We start from the raw sequence: 20,161 nt of genomic DNA, 5'->3' as shown, positions 1-20,161 counted from the left end.
AGGGTTTTACAACTATAATTTTATGATGCAGTTTTAATAACTCCACATATCCATTTCAAAGTTACGAATACCTTCTTTGATACGCTCACTTTCCAGTAATTGCATCAAAGCGTTATCCACCACGTAATCCTTAATTGCACGGTCACCCTGAATGTTATCTTCTTTATAAATCATACTATTAAAACGTCTCGCGTTCAATATATGATCATAGGTAAAAGGCATGGAAGTATTCTTACGGTTAAAGGCTTTGGCATTATGCAAAATTTCTCTTGCATCAGGATACCAAATCCAGAATAACGGTACCATATCAGGCTCATCATCATCGATAAAGTTAACATCAGGCGCAACAGGCGCTATACCTAATAAACGGTAACGCAATTCACCTTGTCTTTTATCAAAATAATAATACCCTCGAATACGATACTCTGAAACGTCAGCAGAAGCAATCTCCCTTTTATTAATATATTGAGGGTCCACTGTTTCACCAGCATTGTATTGTTCAAATCCAAGATCGGTCGTATCTACTCTAGATAATGTAGTACTTAGATCCTCGATTGTACGTGTTTCAGTAAAATATGAATCTGAGTAAATGTTTTTAATCTTCCCATTCTTAACATTGGTCATAAGTACGTCATATAGCGAACGGCGATTAGCACCAATGTTATTGGTATCAATTGGGTAGTACAATGGAAAGTTGATTCTCTCATCAAGATCTATTACTTCCCAGGTAGTTTTAGCCCATAATACATCACGTTCATCGACATAACCATATTCCAAAGGACGGTCATTATCATTTAATATTTGCTCTTGGGTCTTTTTTCCGATATCGTCCGGATCATCGGCATTTAAAATATTAGCCTGACCAAAAGAAAATGATGTAATGAAAAGACCTAAAACGGTAACTAGAAAATTTCTCAAATTCATAATCATTATTTTTTTATTAGTTTGTCAACTCGACAATAACCGGAGAGATCTTTTTCAATTTATAGCCAGCGTTAGTTGTTAAACGAGCTTTAATATCTATAATTTGAACTGTTGATCCTCTTTTTGCTTTACGTAAAGCAGATTTTGCCTTAGAGTTTAGTCTTCCACCGTTAATGCTAACTGTTGGCTGACCTTCTACTTTAAACTTAAACCCTGTTACTTTTAGTTTAATATCAAAATCAAAATCAGGTAAGATAGCTCCAATTGATGCAATCTCTAAAGCGTTTTTAGCCATTTTAATTGATCCATCTTCACCACGTACTGTCCCTACAGGTCTTGGAATATCTTTAATTCTGAACTTCTTACTATCACTAACAGAAGTTCCGTTAGGTAATTTACCAGAAACTTTGATACTCACTTCTCTGGCACGTACTGTAGTAACATTCATCATGTATTTACCAGCACCACCTGCTTTTTTAAGACCAGGAGCTTGCGCACTTACAGATGGCACACCTGGGATAGAAATAGTCATCGGGTTATTTACTCCTCTATATACCACATTCATCTTATCAGCAGAAATAACTGCAGAGTTTGGTTTTGGTATTACAGCGTAAGAACTCTCGATAGGAATGGTTACGATAGAATCACCTTCTTTGAACTGAAACTCACCTTTGATATCCTGCTCTCCAACATTACCTGCAGGGAAGTCAAGCATTGTCTGACCTTCTTGCATTGATTCTGCATCAAGCTCTTTACCATTAACGATTACTTTATGAGCCTTAAGCGTTTTATCTTTTTTACCTAAGATAATTCTACCCTTAAACGGTTCACCACTAAAGAAAGCAGTTTTGTCCGGAACCACGATAGCTTCAAAGTTCGATAAAGAAACCTCTGATTCTAATTGTCCTGATAACATTGCAGAAAGCACTTTACTCTCAGCTGTTTTAACATCTGACTGTAATTGTGTAAACTTTGTTATAGAGGCCACTAAAGGATACCCTTCGTAGTTATATTTTAACCAATCTATTTTTTGACCATCTCTGTTGGTTACAGGTTGTGTAGCAAAAGTTTTCTCAACATCAGTAGCGATGTTTGGATACTTTTCTGCAATAACGCCGGTAACACCTTTACGGTAGTCATCTATTTTTTTGATGAATTCTTTACCTGCAGGGGTAATAGCACCACCTTTAAAGAAAATTTCATCTAAAGTATTAGATTTATCCATCGTTACGTAATCTTTCTTATCAGAAAGGTCCTTTGTGATGGTGTTTTTAATATTAGCAATGTAAGTATTAAGTTCTTCAGAATACTTGCTTACTTCGTCAGCTTTCTCCTTAAGTGGAGTATATTTTGCTGGTTGTTCAGAGACTTTTTCGACTAATCCAGCCATAAACGCATTATTACGTTCTGTGGTGGTTTCGTTTGACTCAACTAACTTTTCGTTCATCAAACCAAATGCCGCTAGTACCTCTTTCGACATATTTAATGCCAACATTGAGATGAAAACCAGATACATCAGGTTTACCATCTTCTGCCTTGGGGATAATTTTCCTCCTGCCATAACTCTTATTAAATTTTGGTAGTTATTATTTTAGTTTTATTCTATGTGCGCTAAGTCTTATTTTTTGCTCATTGCACTTAACATACCACCATAAACTCCATTAAGAGAAGACAGGTTACTTGCTAGACTTTCCATTTGATCTTTAAGTTTAGCAGCATTATCAGCAATTGCTTGGTTTGCCTCTGCCTGACGTGCAGAAGATTCCAATTGTACTTTGTACAGGCTATTTAAAGACTCCATTGAAGCCGCAGCTTTTGACATCTCTTCGCTATATTTTTTCTGACCTTGAATTGAATCTACTGTTGGAGAAATTCCTTTTGCAGCACCTTCAAAGTTTCTGATACTTTCACTCAAACTACTCATAAGATTAGAGTCAACTCTTGCTTCTTTAAGCATATCATCTAATTTTTTAGACAATAATCCGTCTGGTGTTGTATCATTTTTATCTTTTTTACCTCCAACGCCTCCAGCTAATTCCGGATACACTAATGACCAATCTAAATCGTCATCTACTGGTTCGAATGCTGAAATTGTAAATACAAGTGCTTCGGTAATTAAACCTGCGATAAGCATTGCATTACCTCCTGGCCAGTGCATAATTTTGAATAATGCACCTAAAATTACAACGGCTGCTCCCAGACCGTATACCATGTTCATTAACTTCTTGCTTGCTTTTGAATTTGCCATAATAAAATTGTTTAATTTTCTTTAAATTTTAATAATTAAAAAAAGGGGTTAGTAATTAAGTTGATAGATAATTTTGGGACTTATTATTTATTTTGAGTATTCTCTTCTCCAGTTGATTCAGTACCCATATAATCCTGTACTGTTCTGAATCCAATATAACTCCTCGCAGAATCGGCGTATTCGTAATCTCTGGTACTTACCTGTAGGAAATAAGCAACATCTTTCCAAGATCCACCACGCACAACTTTACGTTTGTTTTGATCATCACTCACGTTCGGGTTCATTGATGACACATACTCATAGGAGGCAGGATCATAAGATGACTGCACCCATTCTGAAACATTCCCAGCCATATTATATAAGTTATAATCGTTCGGGTCAAAAGTTTTTGCCTCTACCGTATACAAAAAGTTATCGGCAGCATAGTTACCCCTTAGTGGCTTGAAGTTTGCCAAGAAACAACCTCGGTCGTTCATTGCATAAGGTCCACCCCAAGGATAGGTAGTAGACTCTAACCCGCCACGGGCAGCATACTCCCACTCAGCTTCTGTTGGGAGTCTGAAATAATTCACTAATTCTTTATTTTTCTTCTTCTGAAAAGAGTTTTTCTCAATTGTTCTCCAAGTACAAAATGCTTTGGCTTGTTCCCATGATACTCCAACAACTGGATAATCATCATAGGCACTGTGCCAGAAGTAATCATTATGCATTGGTTCATTATATGAATAATTGAAATCCTTAATCCAAACTGTAGTATCCGGATACACCTCTATAACCTCTTCTCTAACAAAGTCTTTTCTTCTACCTTTCTTAGCACGTGCTGCTGCTTGAATATCCATCCAAGTAAAACGAAATTGAAATTTACTTACATCAAGCGTACGTCTACCATTGTAAGATTCTTCTAAAGGAATATACATAGTATCCATTACCTCAGCATAAAACTCATCTGGATAATCCTCAACATCCCATTCGATATCAATATCTTTATTTAATCTACGACCTTCGTAACCAGTTTCTCCGGTTCCGCTGTAGTTATCATAAACATATTTTTCATACACAGTCATATTCTCGGTATCCGCATCCAAGAAAGCATACTCTCCAATACCGTCATCACCTGGCGTCTTACCTAAATCATCTGCCATGATTGCGAGACGCATTCTAATTGTAGAATCACGAACCCACTGTACGAATTGTCGGTACTCGCTATTTGTAACCTCTGTCTCATCCATATAAAATGAACGAACGGTTACCGTTTTGGTAGGAGCATTAGATAATGCCGCCTTATCATCGTCTGATTTACCCATAATGAACGATCCTCCGGGGATGAGGGTCATGCCATAGGGCTTTTGCGGATGCCATTTTTTACCTTGCACTCCAGTCAATTCACCGCGGTTTCCACCACCACAACTGTAGAGCATTGCTAAAATAGCAAAGAGTGATACAAATTTCTTCATAACATGTTTTAGGTTAAGATCTTCAAGATTCAAGGTGGTAAACCTATTTATTTATTTCCAGAAAAACAATTTTTTTCCAGAAAAAACCTCAAATCCCCTTGTTAAATAATTTATACTTCGTTTTTTCGTTTCGCTTTATACCATCTTTCCGGTATTTCCTGATTACAAGCACGTTCGTAATCGTTGTATGTGCAAGGTAATAACGTATGTCTTTCTAATTTATTATGTCCGGACGACAAAAAAGGTATTTCTATCCACCATCTCTCCGTTTTTACACTTTTGTAAAAGGAAAGCACCTCATTATCAATAGGCACACTATAATGCAACGTACTTTTGTCAGACTTAATATCTAACTCATTGGATCGATAATTTAATCCTTCTATAAAATACCAAAAAATTTGAGCCACCAACATGGCTCTGGATGTTTCGTCGGCTCCATGATCATATTCGTATATCCCAAAGCTTTTAACTTTGTCGCTTATGCCTGCATAGCGGGCGATGGCACAAATTTCTCTTCCGTTAAAACCGTTTGGTGAAGAATTCGAACTAATTGCTCCCAGGTCAATAGTGACTATATCTGCATCTCGCATAATGGGCTCAACAATTGTCACATCATTGATTACTTCTCCCAGTCGATATGCATCAAAATACAATTTTTCTATCAGATCTATTTCTTCCTGAGCGTTGAAATATGTTTGATACCCTAAATTACTGTAGTTGAATAGATTATAAGGCTCATCAACTATAATCCTACTTACAAACGATTGATTTGAAATTGGCTCTGAGGCATTACCAATATCAAATCGACTATCTACATTGACCAGATTCACCATACGCTCCAATATATCATACGAACGATATTGAGCGTACACAATATCCTGACTGCCTCCGATAAGTAAAGGCACAATATTTTTTTGCAGAAGTGTAGAGACAACTTCTTTGATCACAAAGTACGTATCACTTACCTCATCTCCCGGTAGAATATCCCCGAGATCCGCAAATTTCAGACTCCAGTTTCCGGGATACAACCCGTAAAGAGAAGAACGAATTTTATCGAAATTCACAGAAGCATCCGATGATTTATTTACCCGATTTCTTTGCTCTCGTACTCCCAAAAAAACCACATCAATTCCGTCTAAATCAGGAACACCTTCTTCTTTTGTATGGATTTGTATTTGTCTGCCCAAACACTGTTCTGAAAGAAAATTATTTGCCTCAACTATATCTTCTGAAACAGGTACAAGAAACTCAAAAGCCATTATTTTTTCTTTTTAGTTGTAGCGGTTTTTTTTGAAGTATTTTTCTTCGTTGTTGTTTTTTTTGCCGCTTTCTTTTTGGGTGCTTTCTTCTTAGGTGCGTTTTTTTCTAAAATATCCTTAACCTCTTCCAAACTAAGTTTAGAAGCGTCAACAGTCTTTGGTAATTCAACTTTTAGCTTTCCTTTTATAACATTACTACGCCCCCAGCGAGCTTTTTCAACACGAATACCTTCATCCTCCCAGTTATGAATAACTTTATCAATCTCTTTCTGCTTTTTCTCCTCTATTAGATGTACGATGTCCTCATCAGACAGATTATCAAAGTCATACTTCTTATTAACATTGATAAACATTCCATTCCATTTAATAAAAGGACCAAAACGACCGGTTCCTTTTTGAACCGGTAAATCTTCGTACATGTATATTGGAGCATCAGCTTTTTCTTTGGCAACGACAAGCTCTATTGCCCGCTCCAGACTTATGTCCAAAGGATCTTCTCCTTTATCCAAAGAAACAAATTTGTCCCCATACTTGACATATGGACCAAACCGTCCATTATTAACTGTCAGAATCTCTCCTTTATACTCTCCCACTTCTTTGGGTAACTGAAACAAATCCATTGCTTGTTCAAAGGTCAGATTACTTAATGTTTGTCCAGGACCTAAACTAGCAAATTTCGGCTTTTCTTCATCCTCTACAGATCCTATTTGCACCATTGGACCAAATCGACCTAATCGCACACTAACCGGCTTACCATTTTCGGGGTCTTCCCCTAATATACGTTCTCCAACTTCGCGATCAGCATTCTCTGCCACATCCTGAACTCTGGGATGAAATTCGTTATAAAATTCTTTCATAACTTCTTTCCAGTCCTCATTTCCTTCAGCAATATCATCAAAATCTTGCTCTACCTTTGCCGTAAAATTATAATCAAGCACAGTGGAGAAATGATTTACCAGGAAATCGTTTACAACCATCCCGACATCTGTTGGTATTAATTTACCTTTATCACTTCCAACTTTCTCCTTCAAGGTACTACCCTTAATAACATCTCCTGACAAACGCAGGCTTGTATAGTTTCTTTCTTCTCCTTCCTTAGCTCCTTTTTCTACATACTTTCTATTTTGTATGGTCGAAATTGTTGGTGCATAAGTAGAAGGTCTACCAATCCCCAGTTCTTCTAATTTTTTAACTAAGGCAGCTTCAGAATATCGACTTGGTGGTCGGGTAAAACGCTCTGTTGCAGAAATAAAATTTCTATGTAAAACCTCATTGACTTTTAGTGCAGGCAGGATCCCTTCTTGCTCTTCATCCTCATCATCGCTACCTTCGAGATACACTTTTAAAAAGCCCTCAAACTTTATAACCTCTCCATTGGCTACAAAAATTTCTTTATGCGAATTAGTTTCAATCCTTACCTGTGTACGTTCCAATTTTGCATCGCTCATTTGGGATGCAATGGCTCGTTTCCAGATCAACTCATATAACCGCTGTTGATCTGAGTCCATATTAACCGTATGTCTCGAAAAATCCGTAGGGCGTATGGCTTCGTGAGCTTCTTGCGCTCCTTTGGACTTACCTTTATACTGTCGGGCTTTACTAAATTCTTCCCCATAAGCAGATACAATTTCTGCTTTTGCTCCTTTTTGTGCTTCCGCAGAAAGATTTACACTATCTGTTCTCATATAAGTAATCAAACCAGCTTCATACAAACGTTGCGCCATGGTCATTGTTTTACTTACCGAAAAATATAATTTACGAGAAGCTTCCTGTTGCAATGTAGAGGTTGTAAACGGCGGTGCCGGTGATTTTTTTGCCGGTTTTGTTATCAAGTCTCCAACTTTATGTGAGGCTTCAATATTGGCTTTTAGAAAATCCTCTGCCTGTTTTTTTGTTTTAAAATTTTTCGGTAGTTTGGCTTTTATTGACTTTCCTTCTGCATTTGAAAATTCTGCATCGATACGATACGACGCCACGGGTTTAAAGTCAATTATTTCTCGTTCCCGCTCAACAATCAATCGTACTGATACCGACTGCACACGTCCCGCAGACAAACCTCCTTTTACTTTACGCCATAAAACCGGCGAGAGTTCATACCCAACTAATCTATCCAAAACACGTCTAGCTTGCTGCGCATTTACCAGGTTGTAATCAATTTTACGTGGGTTTTCGATAGCTTTAAGAATGGCGTTTTTTGTAATTTCGTGAAACACTATTCTTTTGGTTCTACTTTCTTCCAAATTAAGCTCTTCGGCAAGGTGCCAAGCTATCGCCTCTCCTTCTCGATCCTCATCACTAGCTAACCAAATCATTTCTGCTTTTTTGGACAAATCCTTCAGCTTCTTAACAACATCTTTTTTATCCTTCGAAACAATATATTTAGGCTTAAAATCCCCTTCGACATCAACACCAAGTTCCTTTGCCGGCAAATCAGCAATATGCCCAAAGCTAGACGCCACGGTATACTCTTTTCCCAGAAATTTTTCTATTGTTTTTGCCTTAGCAGGTGACTCTACGATCACTAAATTCTTAGCCATAATCCTCTTTTTTCTTGCAGCAAAAGTATGTCAATTTTTTTACAACAAAATTTTTTGGGATAATTTTAGCGGAATTTCTTGCGCTTTATGACTATAAAATTGATTCTCATCGAGAATTCGATGTTCATAATCAGTAAATAGAAAATACAGACTCCTAATACATTCTATTAACTAGTATAAAAGTATAGTATATAATGTAGAATAGTTATAACTCAATTATCTCGCATCAACACTATAAATACCGATACCAACGACTTGAAGTAAAAAATAATTATAAAAAAGCTCTGCCACTTTGGCAGCTATTCTTTTAAGAGTATCTTTGTCCAAACAAAATTACCAAGTAAGTACATTATAGATGGAGAAGATTATAGATGAAGACAAACAAGGACAGGCGCTCGTTCTTGATTCACGAGAGACCAATAAACGCAAGCTTTTCATAGAGAGTTACGGGTGTCAAATGAATTTTAGTGACAGCGAAATTGTTGCGTCCATACTTGCTGAGAATGGTTTCAACACCACTCAAAATTTGGAAGATGCTGACCTTGTTTTGGTGAACACATGTTCTATTAGAGAAAAAGCAGAACTTACCGTTAGAAAACGTTTAGAAAAATATAACGCTGTAAAAAAAATCAATCCAAAAATGAAGGTTGGCGTATTGGGCTGTATGGCCGAACGTCTGAAAAGTAAATTTTTGGAAGAAGAGAAAATTGTAGATTTAGTGGTTGGTCCTGATGCCTACAAAGATCTACCCAATCTGCTTGAAGAGGTGGATGCGGGCCGTAATGCTGTGAACGTTGTTTTATCTAAAGAAGAAACCTATGGCGATATTGCTCCCGTACGGCTACAGAGCAACGGTGTGTCGGCTTTTGTATCGATTACACGCGGCTGTGATAACATGTGTACCTTTTGCGTAGTTCCCTTTACCCGAGGTAGAGAGCGAAGTCGTGATCCACAAAGTATTTTACAAGAAGTGAGTGACTTGGTGAGCAAGAATTACAAAGAAATTACGCTCCTTGGACAAAATGTGGATAGCTATTTATGGTATGGCGGTGGTTTGAAAAAGGATTTTGAGAAAGCGAGTGACTTACAAAAAGCAACAGCTACTGATTTTGCAAAACTGTTGGATATGGTAGCGCAGCAATTTCCTAGGTTACGCATCCGGTTTTCTACCTCCAACCCTCAGGATATGACGCTGGATGTTATTAACATTATGGCAAAGCATCCGAATATCTGTAATCATATTCACCTACCTATACAGAGTGGAAGTGATCGTATCTTGAAGAAAATGAACCGATTGCATACTCGTGAGGAGTATATGAAACTAATTGATGATATTAAGCAAATTCTTCCTGATTGTTCTATTACACAAGATATGATCATAGGTTTCCCTACAGAAACAGAGCAGGATCACCAAGATACGCTTTCACTATTGGAACATGTAAAATATGAGCATGGATATATGTACGCGTACTCTGAAAGACCCGGCACCATGGCCGAAAGAAAATTTGAGGATGACGTACCCGAAGCTGTAAAGAAAAGGAGACTTGCCGAAGTTATTGCACTTCAACGAACACATTGCGCATACAGACATGAATCGTATCTCGGTAAAACTTTTGAAGTACTTATTGAGAAAGAATCAAAAAAATCTGATCAACATTGGAGCGGAAGGATTTCGCAGAATATCGTAGCTATTTTCCCAAAAGAACATTATAAAATTGGAGATTTTGTGCTCGTTCATATTAGCGAATGCACAAGTGCTACACTACTAGGTAAAGCTGTAGCCTACTCAGATAATAATTAATTTATTTACTTGAAGTTAACAACATATGGAATCAGTTCAAGCTACAAAGCAACGTTTTGGAATTATAGGAAACGATCCTAAGCTAAACAGAGCTATCGAAAAAGCCATACAAGTAGCCCCAACCGATATTTCAGTTCTAGTGACTGGAGAAAGTGGAGTGGGTAAAGAGAGTATTCCTAAAATAATTCATTCGCTCTCGCATCGTAAACACGGTAAGTATATAGCCGTAAACTGTGGTGCTATACCTGAAGGGACAATTGACAGTGAACTCTTTGGTCACGAAAAAGGCGCATTTACAGGAGCTACACAAACCCGTAGTGGATATTTTGAAGTTGCAGATGGTGGCACCATATTTCTGGATGAAGTCGGAGAACTACCTTTAACTACTCAAGTTCGATTGCTTCGTGTGCTTGAAAACGGAGAGTTTATAAAAGTTGGATCTTCTAAAGTTCAAAAAACCGATGTGCGTATCGTTGCAGCTACAAACGTGAATATGTTTGAAGCGATAAAGAAGGAGAAGTTTAGAGAAGACTTATATTATCGACTCAGTACTGTGGAAATAAATTTACCTCCTCTGAGAGAACGAAAAGAAGATATTCATTTACTCTTTAGAAAGTTTGCTTCCGATTTTGCTACAAAATATAAAATGCCAACGATCCGACTTGATGAGGAAGCCACTACTCTATTAGAACAATATCATTGGAGTGGTAACATCCGTCAATTACGAAATATTGCCGAGCAAATTTCAGTACTTGAACAAACGAGAGTTATTACAGGTAAATCATTGCATGGTTATTTACCGAATATGGGCAGTAATCTACCCGCAGTAATTTCCTCTAGTAAGAAAGATAGTGATTTCAGCAATGAACGCGAGATTCTATACAAGGTTCTTTTTGATATGAAAAATGATCTTAACGATCTCAAGAAACTTACCATGGAACTGATGCAAAGCGGAAACTCTAAACAAGTTCAAAAAGAAAATGAGGGATTGATTCGTAAAATCTACGGTGATGACGAAGAGGAAGATGTATCTTACGAAGATTCACAGGAAGAAGAAGCTAGAGAGATTTTACAAATTCAGGCGGCAGCTACTCCTACACCTCCCACAACTGAAGACAAATATCATTTTGCAGAAGAAATTGAAGAAGAAGAAACACTTTCCCTTCAAGACAAAGAACTTGAACTGATTAAAAAATCACTGGAGCGACATCGCGGTAAACGCAAAGCAGCGGCAGATGAACTTGGAATTAGCGAACGAACTTTGTACCGTAAAATCAAGCAATACGACCTCTAATTATAGCGTAGTTAAACATCGCAATTATTAATATTGTATGAGAAATATAAAAATCATTTTTGTAGCCCTAATTAGCAGTATCATACTGTATGGTTGTGGAGCATATTCGTTCAGCGGCATATCAATTTCTCCTGAAACCGAAACTTTTCAGGTGAACTTTTTTTCGAATCAGGCTTCTATAGTAATACCGGGAATTGATCAAACATTTACAAATCAATTACAAGATCTTATCTTAAACCAAACCAATCTGGATTTGGTTACCTCATCCGGAGACCTCGTCTACGAAGGTGAGATTGTTCAATATTATGTTGCTCCCAATACTGCCACTTCAGAAAATACTGCAGCGCAGAACAGACTAACTATTGCTATAAATGTCCGTTTTTATGACATCAATGATCCTACGCAAGATTTAGAACAACGCTTTTCGTTCTTTTATGATTATGCTGCTTCACGTTCAGAAAACGCAGTACGCGATGAAGCAATTCAAATAATTTATGAACGCTTAACGCAGGATGTTTTTAATGCAACCTTAGCCAAGTGGTAATGCATTGTAATTAAATTTTCTTATCTTAATTCAGGAAATAAAAGTATTAGTTTTGAACAGCAAGTCGTTATCTTTTCTTCTAAATTACCCTTCTCAAATCAAGAAGGATCACATTGATGCCTTAGAGCATTTAATAGAGGAGTTTCCTTATTTCCAATCGGCTCGTTCAATTTTATTAAAAGGCTTAAAAGATCAAGGCAGTTTTCTGTACAACAAAGAACTTAAAACTACGGCAGCATATACCACGGATCGTAGGGTTTTATTTGAATTTATAACATCTTCAGATTTTGTAAACGTTAGCCCTGATGGGCTTGACAACAAATCGTCAGTACAGCAATCTGCAAAGGAGCTGTTGGTAAAGGATACCATATCAGTATCTATGGACGAAGCAGTTGCTATGAATATTGATGAGGCCGAAGAGGTTTTGAATCCAGCACTTTTTGAAACTAAGGCCATGGAGGGTAATACGGTTCAAGAGGAAGCGGTCGCAGATACAGGGTCTTCGGCAGAAACTAGGTCGCAACCTACAAATACTCCTAAAGAAGAGCTACATCCAGACGCCCCATTAGAGTTTACTAAGAAGGAAACACATTCATTTACAGAATGGCTAAAACTCACAAATCTACATCCGATAGATCGAGAAAACGAAGAGGACTCCAATGCTGAATCAGTTGCCGACAAAAAAGAAAATGAAACTTCGGATGAAAAAAATACACGCCTCGTACAACAGCAAAAGTTTGAAATTATCGATCAATTTATTGCTAACAATCCTAAAATTAAACCGGCAGATAAATCACAACCAACCCGCAACATTGCTAAGGAGCATAATCAGGCACCAGATGAGTTAATGACAGAAACGCTGGCAAGGGTGTATTTATCTCAAAAGAATTATAAAAAGGCCATTCAAGCATATAAAATATTAATTTTGAAAAATCCCGAAAAAAGTGGTTTCTTTGCAGACCAAATTCGGGCAATAAAGAAATTACAAGAAAATAAATAACAATATAATGACAACGTTTACAATCTTTTTAATACTTATCGTTATCGTATCTTTTTTACTGATTGTAGTAATCATGGTACAGAACCCAAAAGGAGGCGGACTTTCTTCATCTTTTGGTGGCGGCGGCTCACAACAGCTAGGTGGTGTCAAAAAAACAACCGACTTTTTAGACAAAAGTACCTGGGCTTTGGCAACCTTACTACTAGTTTTGATTTTATTATCAAACATTGACCTAATGGGAGGTTCAGGGATCGAAGATTCCAAAATTAACACCGAGGACATTCAGGTGGAGGCTCCTCCTGTAACAACACCTCCAACAGAGAACAATTAAAAGATAGCAGTATACGCTGCACATCCTATAAAAAATGCCGACTTGTCATATAAGTCGGCATTTTTTATTTCAATTTGTCAGTATCTATCCACTGGCACAATTTCTGAATGATTAGATAGAACAATTGTATAGTAATTTTAATATTAAAACTAATCATAATGGGAGTAAACATTAAACCTCTTTCGGATCGCGTGGTAATTGAGCCACTTCCGGCAGAAAAACAAACAGCTTCAGGATTATACATACCTGATTCAGCGCAAGAAAAACAACAAAAAGGTAAAGTTGCTGCTGTAGGTAATGGTAAAAAAGATCATGACATGACTGTAAAAGTTGGTGACACGGTTCTTTACGGAAAATTTTCCGGTACCGAATTAAAATTAGATGGTAAAGACTATTTGATCATGCGTGAGGATGACATCCTTGCAATTGTATAAAGGGTTCAATACAAACACAAATCGCGTTCGGTAATTTCTAGATTGATAAAAATTACACAGAACTCAAAATCAAAAAACAAAATTCTATTATGGCTAAAGACATAAAATTTGACTTAGAAGCACGTGACGGCATTAAGCGTGGTGTGGATGCATTGGCAAATGCAGTAAAAGTAACCTTAGGACCTAAAGGTCGTAATGTAATCATTAGTAAATCTTTTGGAGCGCCAACAGTAACCAAAGATGGTGTTTCTGTTGCAAAAGAAGTTGAATTAGAGGATCCATTAGAGAATATGGGTGCTCAAATGGTAAAGGAAGTAGCTTCAAAAACGAATGATCTTGCCGGTGACGGTACAACAACCGCAACTGTATTAGCACAGGCTATCGTAAAAGAAGGCCTTAAAAACGTTGCTGCGGGAGCAAATCCAATGGATTTGAAACGCGGTATTGATAAAGCTGTAGAAGCGATCACTGCTGATCTTGAAAAGCAAACTAAAGAGGTAGGAAGTTCTACAGAAAAAATCAAGCAAGTAGCTGCTATTTCTTCAAACAACGATGAATTGATTGGAGACCTAATTGCTCAGGCTTTTGGTAAAGTAGGTAAAGAAGGTGTAATCACTGTTGAAGAAGCTAAGGGAACAGATACATATGTAGATGTTGTTGAAGGTATGCAGTTTGACCGAGGGTATTTATCGCCTTATTTTGTTACTAATAGTGAAAAAATGACTGCTGATCTTGAGAATCCATACATTTTATTGTATGACAAAAAGATCTCTGCAATGAAAGATTTATTACCGGTATTAGAACCAGTGGCTCAAACAGGAAAACCTTTACTTATTATTGCTGAAGATGTTGATGGTGAAGCTTTGGCTACTTTAGTAGTAAATAAATTACGTGGTGCCCTAAAAATTGCAGCGGTAAAAGCTCCTGGATTTGGTGATCGTCGTAAAGCAATGCTTGAAGATATTGCGATCCTGACCGGAGGTACTGTAATTTCTGAAGAACGCGGATTTACCTTAGAAAACACAACTATCGAACAGTTAGGTACTGCAGAAAAAGTAGCTATCGACAAGGATAATACAACCGTTGTGAATGGTGCCGGTGAAGAAGAAATGATCAAGAATCGTGTGAACCAGATTAAAGCGCAAATCGAGACGACTACTTCTGACTATGACAGAGAAAAATTACAGGAACGATTGGCTAAACTAGCCGGAGGTGTTGCTGTATTGTATGTAGGTGCTGCTTCTGAAGTTGAAATGAAAGAGAAGAAAGACCGTGTGGATGATGCTTTACACGCAACTCGTGCCGCTGTTGAAGAAGGTATTGTTGCCGGTGGAGGTGTAGCGCTTGTAAGAGCTAAAGCAGCGCTGGACGCTATCAAAACAGAAAATGCTGATGAAGCAACAGGTGTACAGATTGTTAATCGTGCTATAGAAGCACCATTACGTACTATTGTTGAGAATGCAGGCGGAGAAGGTTCTGTTGTAATTGCTAAAGTGATCGAAGGTAAAGATGATTTTGGTTACGATGCTAAATCTGAACAATATGTTGCCATGCTCGAAGCAGGTATTATCGATCCTAAAAAAGTAACACGTGTCGCATTAGAAAATGCTGCATCAGTTTCAGGAATGATTTTAACTACTGAGTGTGCGTTAATCGATATCAAAGAGGATGCTCCTGCTGGTGGCGGCGGAATGCCACCAATGGGCGGAGGTATGCCAGGTATGATGTAAGTCGTAAGACAAACTCAAAAAAAACAAAAACGCTATTTGATGTATTTCATATAGCGTTTTTTTATTATAATATCAGATGTTGCTTAAGAAAACTTATTCATCATCTCCTCTACCAAAGTTTCGGTTTTTTTGAACTTTTCTTTAGCCAGTAATCGTTTGGGGGGCGCCATTCTCACTTCGCAATCTTGTATCGAACAGGTTTCACAGGTAACTCCAACCTTTACCGTAGCAATCTTTGCATCATTTACAAAAGCTATTTTCTTTTCGAGTGCCGGCGAAATTAAAAACCCTATACCAATACTACGGTAAAACTCTTTTCTAAATGGATCTTTGGTTGCCGAGGTGAATACTAAATACTTCTGCCCAGTGTCTTCATAATCAGAGATCTGAATATCGAAAGCATATGGAATATTCTCTTTGGCCGTACGCTGCAATGTTTTAATGGCCATCCATCGACGACAGTAATGTTCATTTATTTCATTAGCACGGGGTTGTTGTTGATGCGTAATATGTAATTCTTTTACCAAGTTGAACTTATTCGCTCCCAACTTATGGGTGAAACGTAGAAAAAACACGTTCTGCATCCCAAAATCCTTGGGCAATATATTGGTCAGACGCTGATAAAAAGACTCAGGAGAGGCATTATACTGATGCATCACCTTATGAAAATCAACGGCTGAAAACTTTTTCTTTGAAAAAACGGTTTTCAATTGATTCTTAAGATGCACTCTAGGCAAAATCAATACGCCGGCAAAATAAGAGGCGTAAAAATTATGCAACACCTCTTCAAAGTTGTCGTATTTGATCCATGAAAACGTATACGGGCGTTCTTTAATCTCCAAATACTGATACCCTAATTCTTTGGCATAAATAAAGGTCTTTTGAGACTCATCAACCCTACCTGATAAGAGTAATGTTTTTGTTTTAGGAACAAAAACACATCGTAAATTTTCTAATTCTTCTTGATCAGGAATAGCGTCTGTAATGATCGTATAGCCGTATTCCTCTGTAAGGATTTCATCTAATTCAGCTGAATTTATCGTGCCATTCAAGCCAAGTTGATAGGAGTTTGCACAGCGAATAGCTTTCTCTTCAAGCTCCTTAAAAAAGTTATTATGTGCCTCTTGATACGATCGCAAAGAAGCCAAATAAAAACCTTCTCTGCTCAAGTTGTAGTGTTGCGCAATCTCAATAATTGTACTTATAAACGCATTCACCTTAGAAGGTGCATTGGCGATAATATCAATTAAATCACTTTGCTGGATTCCGAATAATTCCAGCGGAATCTCATCAAGTATTCCCGATTGCAATATTTCTCCAATAGGCGCAAGATTTTTATCCAGTTTTAAAGACACCAAACTGTCATAAGGCACTTCTAAGGTTTCAGCCAATCGAATAATTTTATCCGTCTTAGGATATTTTTTTCCTTTTTCTATCTCATTTAAATACGATTTTGAGAGACCACTCAACTTAGATAATCCAAAAAGAGATAATTCTTTTTCGTTACGTATCTGCTTGATTTTCAGGCCAAAAATCAAGCGTATATATTCTTCTGCTATTGCCATATAGATCAAAAGTAAGCATTTTTGCGAATATTTTCAAAAACAAAATATTCTCATTTAGCGAACGTTCGCTTGTTTTATAAAAAACTTTTTTTTAATATTGTTCACTCAATCGATATGTTATGGAGACACAAATCAATATTAATCAGAAAATCAGCTTTGACCGGAAGGTAAAAAATTACTATCCGGACATTTTAACCGACGGGGCTTTAACTTTTTTAGAAGCTTTACACAAACGTTTTAATCCAAAACGTTTGCAACTACTTGACAATAGAGTATACAGACAGCAACTCTTAGACTTGGGGTCTTTTCCTTGTTTTCCTGAACACACCAAAGAAATTAGAAACTGTGAATGGTCTGCAGAAAAAATTCCTTCGGATCTTTTGGATCGCCGTGTCGAAATTACCGGTCCTGTAGATCGAAAAATGGTCATTAACGCTCTTAATTCGGGAGCCAAAACCTTTATGGCAGATTTTGAGGACAGTAATGCTCCGCTGTGGGATAACTGCATGCAAGGGCAACAAAATCTAAAAGATGCCGTTAATAAAACCATTTCTTTTTATCACCCAAAACGTGATAAGACCTATCATCTTAATGCGCATTGTGCCACGCTTTTAGTGCGTCCCAGAGGCTTGCACTTAGAAGAAAAACACCTGTTGATTGAGAACCAGCCTATCAGTGCTTCGTTGATTGATTTTGGGTTATATGTATTCCACAATGCAATCAATTTGAACGAACAACAAACAGGACCTTACTATTATTTACCAAAGCTGGAACATTTTACCGAAGCTATCTGGTGGAATGATGTAATAAACTTTACTGAAGAATTTCTGGGTCTCGCTCATGCTACGATTAAAGTTACAGTCCTAATTGAAACTATTACTGCTAGCTTTCAGTTAGACGAAATCATTTACGCTCTTAAAGATCATATCGTTGGCCTAAATTGTGGTCGATGGGATTATATTTTCAGCTATATCAAAAAAATGAGAAATCATCCTGAATATATTGTTCCGGATCGTGATCAGGTAACTATGGCGAGTCCATTTATGGATGCCTATAGCAAATTGGTTATTCAGCGTTGCCACAAAAGAAATATTCTGGCTATTGGAGGTATGGCTGCTCAAATCCCAATTAAAAATGATGAAGAAAAAAATGCCGCAGCTTTTGCTAAAATTCGTGCGGATAAGGAACGTGAAGTTCGTAATGGCCACGATGGTACTTGGGTAGCACATCCTGATATGGTGAAGGTGGCAACCGAAATTTTTGATACACATATGCCAGAAGCAAATCAAATAGCTAACAAACGTACCGATATCCAAATTACCGAAAAGCAACTAATAGAGGTTCCCAAAGGTACCATTACCGAACAAGGTATACGAAAAAACATCAATGTAGCCATACACTATATCGCTACTTGGCTTGGTGGTAATGGAGCAGTTGCTTTGTATAATCTAATGGAAGATGCTGCGACAGCAGAAATAAGCAGAACACAGATATGGCAATGGTTACAAAATAAAGTTGCGCTCGATGATGGCCGAACTTTTAACCAAGAGCTATACCAAACATTATTAGATGACGAACTCAATAATATTGAACAGCAAGTAGGCGCAGCATTGTTTGAAAAACAAACATATCAAAATGCGATACAGCTGTTCAGAGATTTAGTCGAAAGTAATGAACTTGATGAGTTTTTAACCACAAAGGCATACAGCTATCTATAAAAATAATTTAAAGGAATACACTAAAATCAATATATCATGAATACACAGCAACGAATTGAAGAACTTCTTGTAGACTGGTCTACCAATCCAAGATGGAACAACGTAACCCGTCCTTACACCGCAGAAAAGGTGGTAAAATTACAAGGCTCGTATCGTATAGAGCACAGTATTGCTAAGCAAGGATCCGAAAAACTTTGGATGAAGCTTAAAACACAAGATTTTGTGGCAGGATTAGGCGCACTAACCGGTAATCAAGCAGTTCAAGAAGTCGAGGCTGGATTAGAGGCTATCTATTTAAGCGGTTGGCAAGTAGCAGCCGATGCAAACCTTGCGGGTCAAATGTATCCCGACCAATCCTTATATCCGGCTAATAGTGTACCACAAGTAGTAAAACGCATCAATAACGCTCTTTTACGAGCTGATCAAATACAGGTGGTTAATGAAGAAACAGCTACCAAAGATTATTTAGTTCCTATTGTTGCCGATGCCGAAGCTGGGTTTGGAGGTAATCTCAATGCTTTTGAATTGATGAAGGCTATGATAGAAGCAGGAGCCAGTGGTGTGCATTTTGAAGATCAATTAAGTTCTGCTAAAAAATGTGGACATTTAGGCGGAAAAGTATTGGTGCCTACGCAAGAAGCGATCAATAAGCTGGTTGCTGCACGACTTGCTGCAGATGTAATGGGCGTATCTGCTATCATTATCGCCAGAACGGATGCTGACGCAGCAAATCTATTGACTAGTGATATTGATGCAAGGGATCATAAATTTGTAACAGGTGAACGTACTGCCGAAGGTTTTTTTCATGTTAAAAATGGAATAGAGCAAGGTATTGACCGTGGTCTCTCGTATGCACCGTATGCAGATCTCATTTGGATGGAAACCAGTAACCCTGATCTGAAGCAAGCTCGCAAATTTGCAGAAGCGATTCATGCCAAATATCCAAATCAAATGTTAGCGTATAATTGTTCTCCTTCTTTTAATTGGGCATCAAAATTATCTGTAAAAGAAATGGAAACGTTTAGAGAAGAACTAGCGGCTATGGGATATAAATTTCAGTTTATTACGCTGGCAGGGTTTCATGCACTAAACACAAGTATGTTTGAGCTATCAAAAGCGTATAAAGAACGTGGTATGGCAGGTTATTCGGAATTGCAAGAACGTGAGTTTGCTTTGCAAAAAGATGGCTTTAGAGCTGTAAAACATCAAGGTTTTGTTGGAACCACTTATTTTGATGCTGTTCAAAATACAGTAACTGCAGGGCGTTCCTCTACAGTAGCTATGGCAGGAAGTACAGAAGTTGAGCAATTTTAATTTTTTCC

The 20,161-nt window shown here is 37.6% G+C and carries 16 protein-coding genes; 9 read left to right on the top strand and 7 right to left on the bottom strand.

The window, feature by feature from the left end; translation table 11 throughout:
- Positions 1-33: 33 nt before the first annotated feature.
- The 6 genes from porN to topA all read right to left on the bottom strand — a co-directional run bounded on the left by porN (position 34) and on the right by topA (position 8,422).
- Positions 34-924, bottom strand: a complete 891-nt coding sequence (gene porN, locus BD809_RS02215; protein WP_148781320.1) for a type IX secretion system ring subunit PorN/GldN — start codon at positions 922-924, stop codon at positions 34-36.
- Positions 925-940: 16 nt separating this feature from the next.
- Positions 941-2,485: a type IX secretion system motor protein PorM/GldM gene (porM, locus tag BD809_RS02210; RefSeq protein ID WP_148781319.1), complete on the bottom strand. Its 1,545-nt coding sequence runs from the start codon at positions 2,483-2,485 to the stop codon at positions 941-943.
- 57 nt (positions 2,486-2,542) lie between these two features.
- Positions 2,543-3,172: a type IX secretion system motor protein PorL/GldL gene (gene porL / locus BD809_RS02205; RefSeq protein ID WP_148781318.1), complete on the bottom strand. Its 630-nt coding sequence runs from the start codon at positions 3,170-3,172 to the stop codon at positions 2,543-2,545.
- A gap of 83 nt (positions 3,173-3,255) precedes the next feature.
- Positions 3,256-4,626 (bottom strand): T9SS ring complex lipoprotein PorK/GldK, encoded by a 1,371-nt coding sequence (gene porK / locus BD809_RS02200; RefSeq protein ID WP_148781317.1) that lies wholly within the window; start codon positions 4,624-4,626, stop codon positions 3,256-3,258.
- A 110-nt stretch (positions 4,627-4,736) separates the two neighbouring features.
- Positions 4,737-5,885, bottom strand: a complete 1,149-nt coding sequence (locus BD809_RS02195; protein WP_148781316.1) for a formimidoylglutamase — start codon at positions 5,883-5,885, stop codon at positions 4,737-4,739.
- Complete coding sequence (topA, locus tag BD809_RS02190; protein ID WP_148781315.1) at positions 5,885-8,422, bottom strand: type I DNA topoisomerase; 2,538 nt, start codon at positions 8,420-8,422, stop codon at positions 5,885-5,887. Before topA ends, BD809_RS02195 begins: the two co-directional genes overlap by 1 nt.
- Positions 8,423-8,777: 355 nt before the next feature.
- Here topA and miaB point away from each other — a divergent pair, with 355 nt between their 5' ends.
- From miaB to groL, 7 genes are all read left to right on the top strand, one after another.
- Positions 8,778-10,223 (top strand): tRNA (N6-isopentenyl adenosine(37)-C2)-methylthiotransferase MiaB, encoded by a 1,446-nt coding sequence (gene miaB / locus BD809_RS02185; RefSeq protein ID WP_148781314.1) that lies wholly within the window; start codon positions 8,778-8,780, stop codon positions 10,221-10,223.
- A 25-nt stretch (positions 10,224-10,248) separates the two neighbouring features.
- Entirely contained in the window at positions 10,249-11,517 is a 1,269-nt protein-coding gene (locus BD809_RS02180) for a sigma-54 interaction domain-containing protein (protein ID WP_148781313.1), read from the top strand.
- Positions 11,518-11,554: 37 nt separating this feature from the next.
- The gene (locus tag BD809_RS02175; protein ID WP_148781312.1) at positions 11,555-12,061 is read left to right on the top strand and encodes an LptE family protein; all 507 of its coding nucleotides are present in this window, start codon (positions 11,555-11,557) and stop codon (positions 12,059-12,061) included.
- Between the two features lie 52 nt (positions 12,062-12,113).
- Positions 12,114-13,061 (top strand): hypothetical protein, encoded by a 948-nt coding sequence (locus BD809_RS02170; RefSeq protein ID WP_148781311.1) that lies wholly within the window; start codon positions 12,114-12,116, stop codon positions 13,059-13,061.
- Positions 13,062-13,068: 7 nt separating this feature from the next.
- Positions 13,069-13,392, top strand: coding sequence for a preprotein translocase subunit SecG (gene secG / locus BD809_RS02165; RefSeq protein ID WP_148781310.1), 324 nt, complete (start codon positions 13,069-13,071; stop codon positions 13,390-13,392).
- Positions 13,393-13,550: 158 nt separating this feature from the next.
- Complete coding sequence (locus BD809_RS02160; protein ID WP_148781309.1) at positions 13,551-13,826, top strand: co-chaperone GroES; 276 nt, start codon at positions 13,551-13,553, stop codon at positions 13,824-13,826.
- Between the two features lie 89 nt (positions 13,827-13,915).
- Positions 13,916-15,556 carry a chaperonin GroEL gene (gene groL, locus BD809_RS02155; RefSeq protein ID WP_148781308.1) on the top strand — a complete coding sequence of 547 codons (1,641 nt, stop codon included), beginning with the start codon at positions 13,916-13,918 and terminating at the stop codon, positions 15,554-15,556.
- 83 nt (positions 15,557-15,639) lie between these two features.
- Here groL and BD809_RS02150 read toward each other — a convergent pair whose 3' ends face one another.
- Entirely contained in the window at positions 15,640-17,121 is a 1,482-nt protein-coding gene (locus tag BD809_RS02150; RefSeq protein ID WP_170251734.1) for a helix-turn-helix domain-containing protein, read from the bottom strand.
- Between the two features lie 119 nt (positions 17,122-17,240).
- On the opposite strand from BD809_RS02150, the gene aceB reads away from it, so the two are divergent.
- Positions 17,241-18,839, top strand: coding sequence for a malate synthase A (gene aceB, locus BD809_RS02145; RefSeq protein ID WP_148781307.1), 1,599 nt, complete (start codon positions 17,241-17,243; stop codon positions 18,837-18,839).
- A gap of 36 nt (positions 18,840-18,875) precedes the next feature.
- Positions 18,876-20,153, top strand: a complete 1,278-nt coding sequence (aceA, locus tag BD809_RS02140) for an isocitrate lyase (protein WP_394348840.1) — start codon at positions 18,876-18,878, stop codon at positions 20,151-20,153.
- Positions 20,154-20,161: the final 8 nt, after the last annotated feature.

It is taken from the genome of Aquimarina intermedia, assembly GCF_008124785.1.
GTDB classification, from domain to species: Bacteria; Bacteroidota; Bacteroidia; order Flavobacteriales; family Flavobacteriaceae; genus Aquimarina; species Aquimarina intermedia.
The sequence above is the reverse complement of the archived record's forward strand: the minus strand, read 5'-3'. Positions and strand labels throughout refer to the sequence as shown.

Coding starts and splice junctions, on each gene's coding strand:
- porN (WP_148781320.1), bottom strand. CDS start 924: ATGAATTTGAGAAATTTTCTAGTTACCGTTTTAGGTCTTTTCATTACA.
- porM (WP_148781319.1), bottom strand. CDS start 2,485: ATGGCAGGAGGAAAATTATCCCCAAGGCAGAAGATGGTAAACCTGATG.
- porL (WP_148781318.1), bottom strand. CDS start 3,172: ATGGCAAATTCAAAAGCAAGCAAGAAGTTAATGAACATGGTATACGGT.
- porK (WP_148781317.1), bottom strand. CDS start 4,626: ATGAAGAAATTTGTATCACTCTTTGCTATTTTAGCAATGCTCTACAGT.
- BD809_RS02195 (WP_148781316.1), bottom strand. CDS start 5,885: ATGGCTTTTGAGTTTCTTGTACCTGTTTCAGAAGATATAGTTGAGGCA.
- topA (WP_148781315.1), bottom strand. CDS start 8,422: ATGGCTAAGAATTTAGTGATCGTAGAGTCACCTGCTAAGGCAAAAACA.
- miaB (WP_148781314.1), top strand. CDS start 8,778: ATGGAGAAGATTATAGATGAAGACAAACAAGGACAGGCGCTCGTTCTT.
- BD809_RS02180 (WP_148781313.1), top strand. CDS start 10,249: ATGGAATCAGTTCAAGCTACAAAGCAACGTTTTGGAATTATAGGAAAC.
- BD809_RS02175 (WP_148781312.1), top strand. CDS start 11,555: ATGAGAAATATAAAAATCATTTTTGTAGCCCTAATTAGCAGTATCATA.
- secG (WP_148781310.1), top strand. CDS start 13,069: ATGACAACGTTTACAATCTTTTTAATACTTATCGTTATCGTATCTTTT.
- BD809_RS02160 (WP_148781309.1), top strand. CDS start 13,551: ATGGGAGTAAACATTAAACCTCTTTCGGATCGCGTGGTAATTGAGCCA.
- groL (WP_148781308.1), top strand. CDS start 13,916: ATGGCTAAAGACATAAAATTTGACTTAGAAGCACGTGACGGCATTAAG.
- BD809_RS02150 (WP_170251734.1), bottom strand. CDS start 17,121: ATGGCAATAGCAGAAGAATATATACGCTTGATTTTTGGCCTGAAAATC.
- aceB (WP_148781307.1), top strand. CDS start 17,241: ATGGAGACACAAATCAATATTAATCAGAAAATCAGCTTTGACCGGAAG.
- aceA (WP_394348840.1), top strand. CDS start 18,876: ATGAATACACAGCAACGAATTGAAGAACTTCTTGTAGACTGGTCTACC.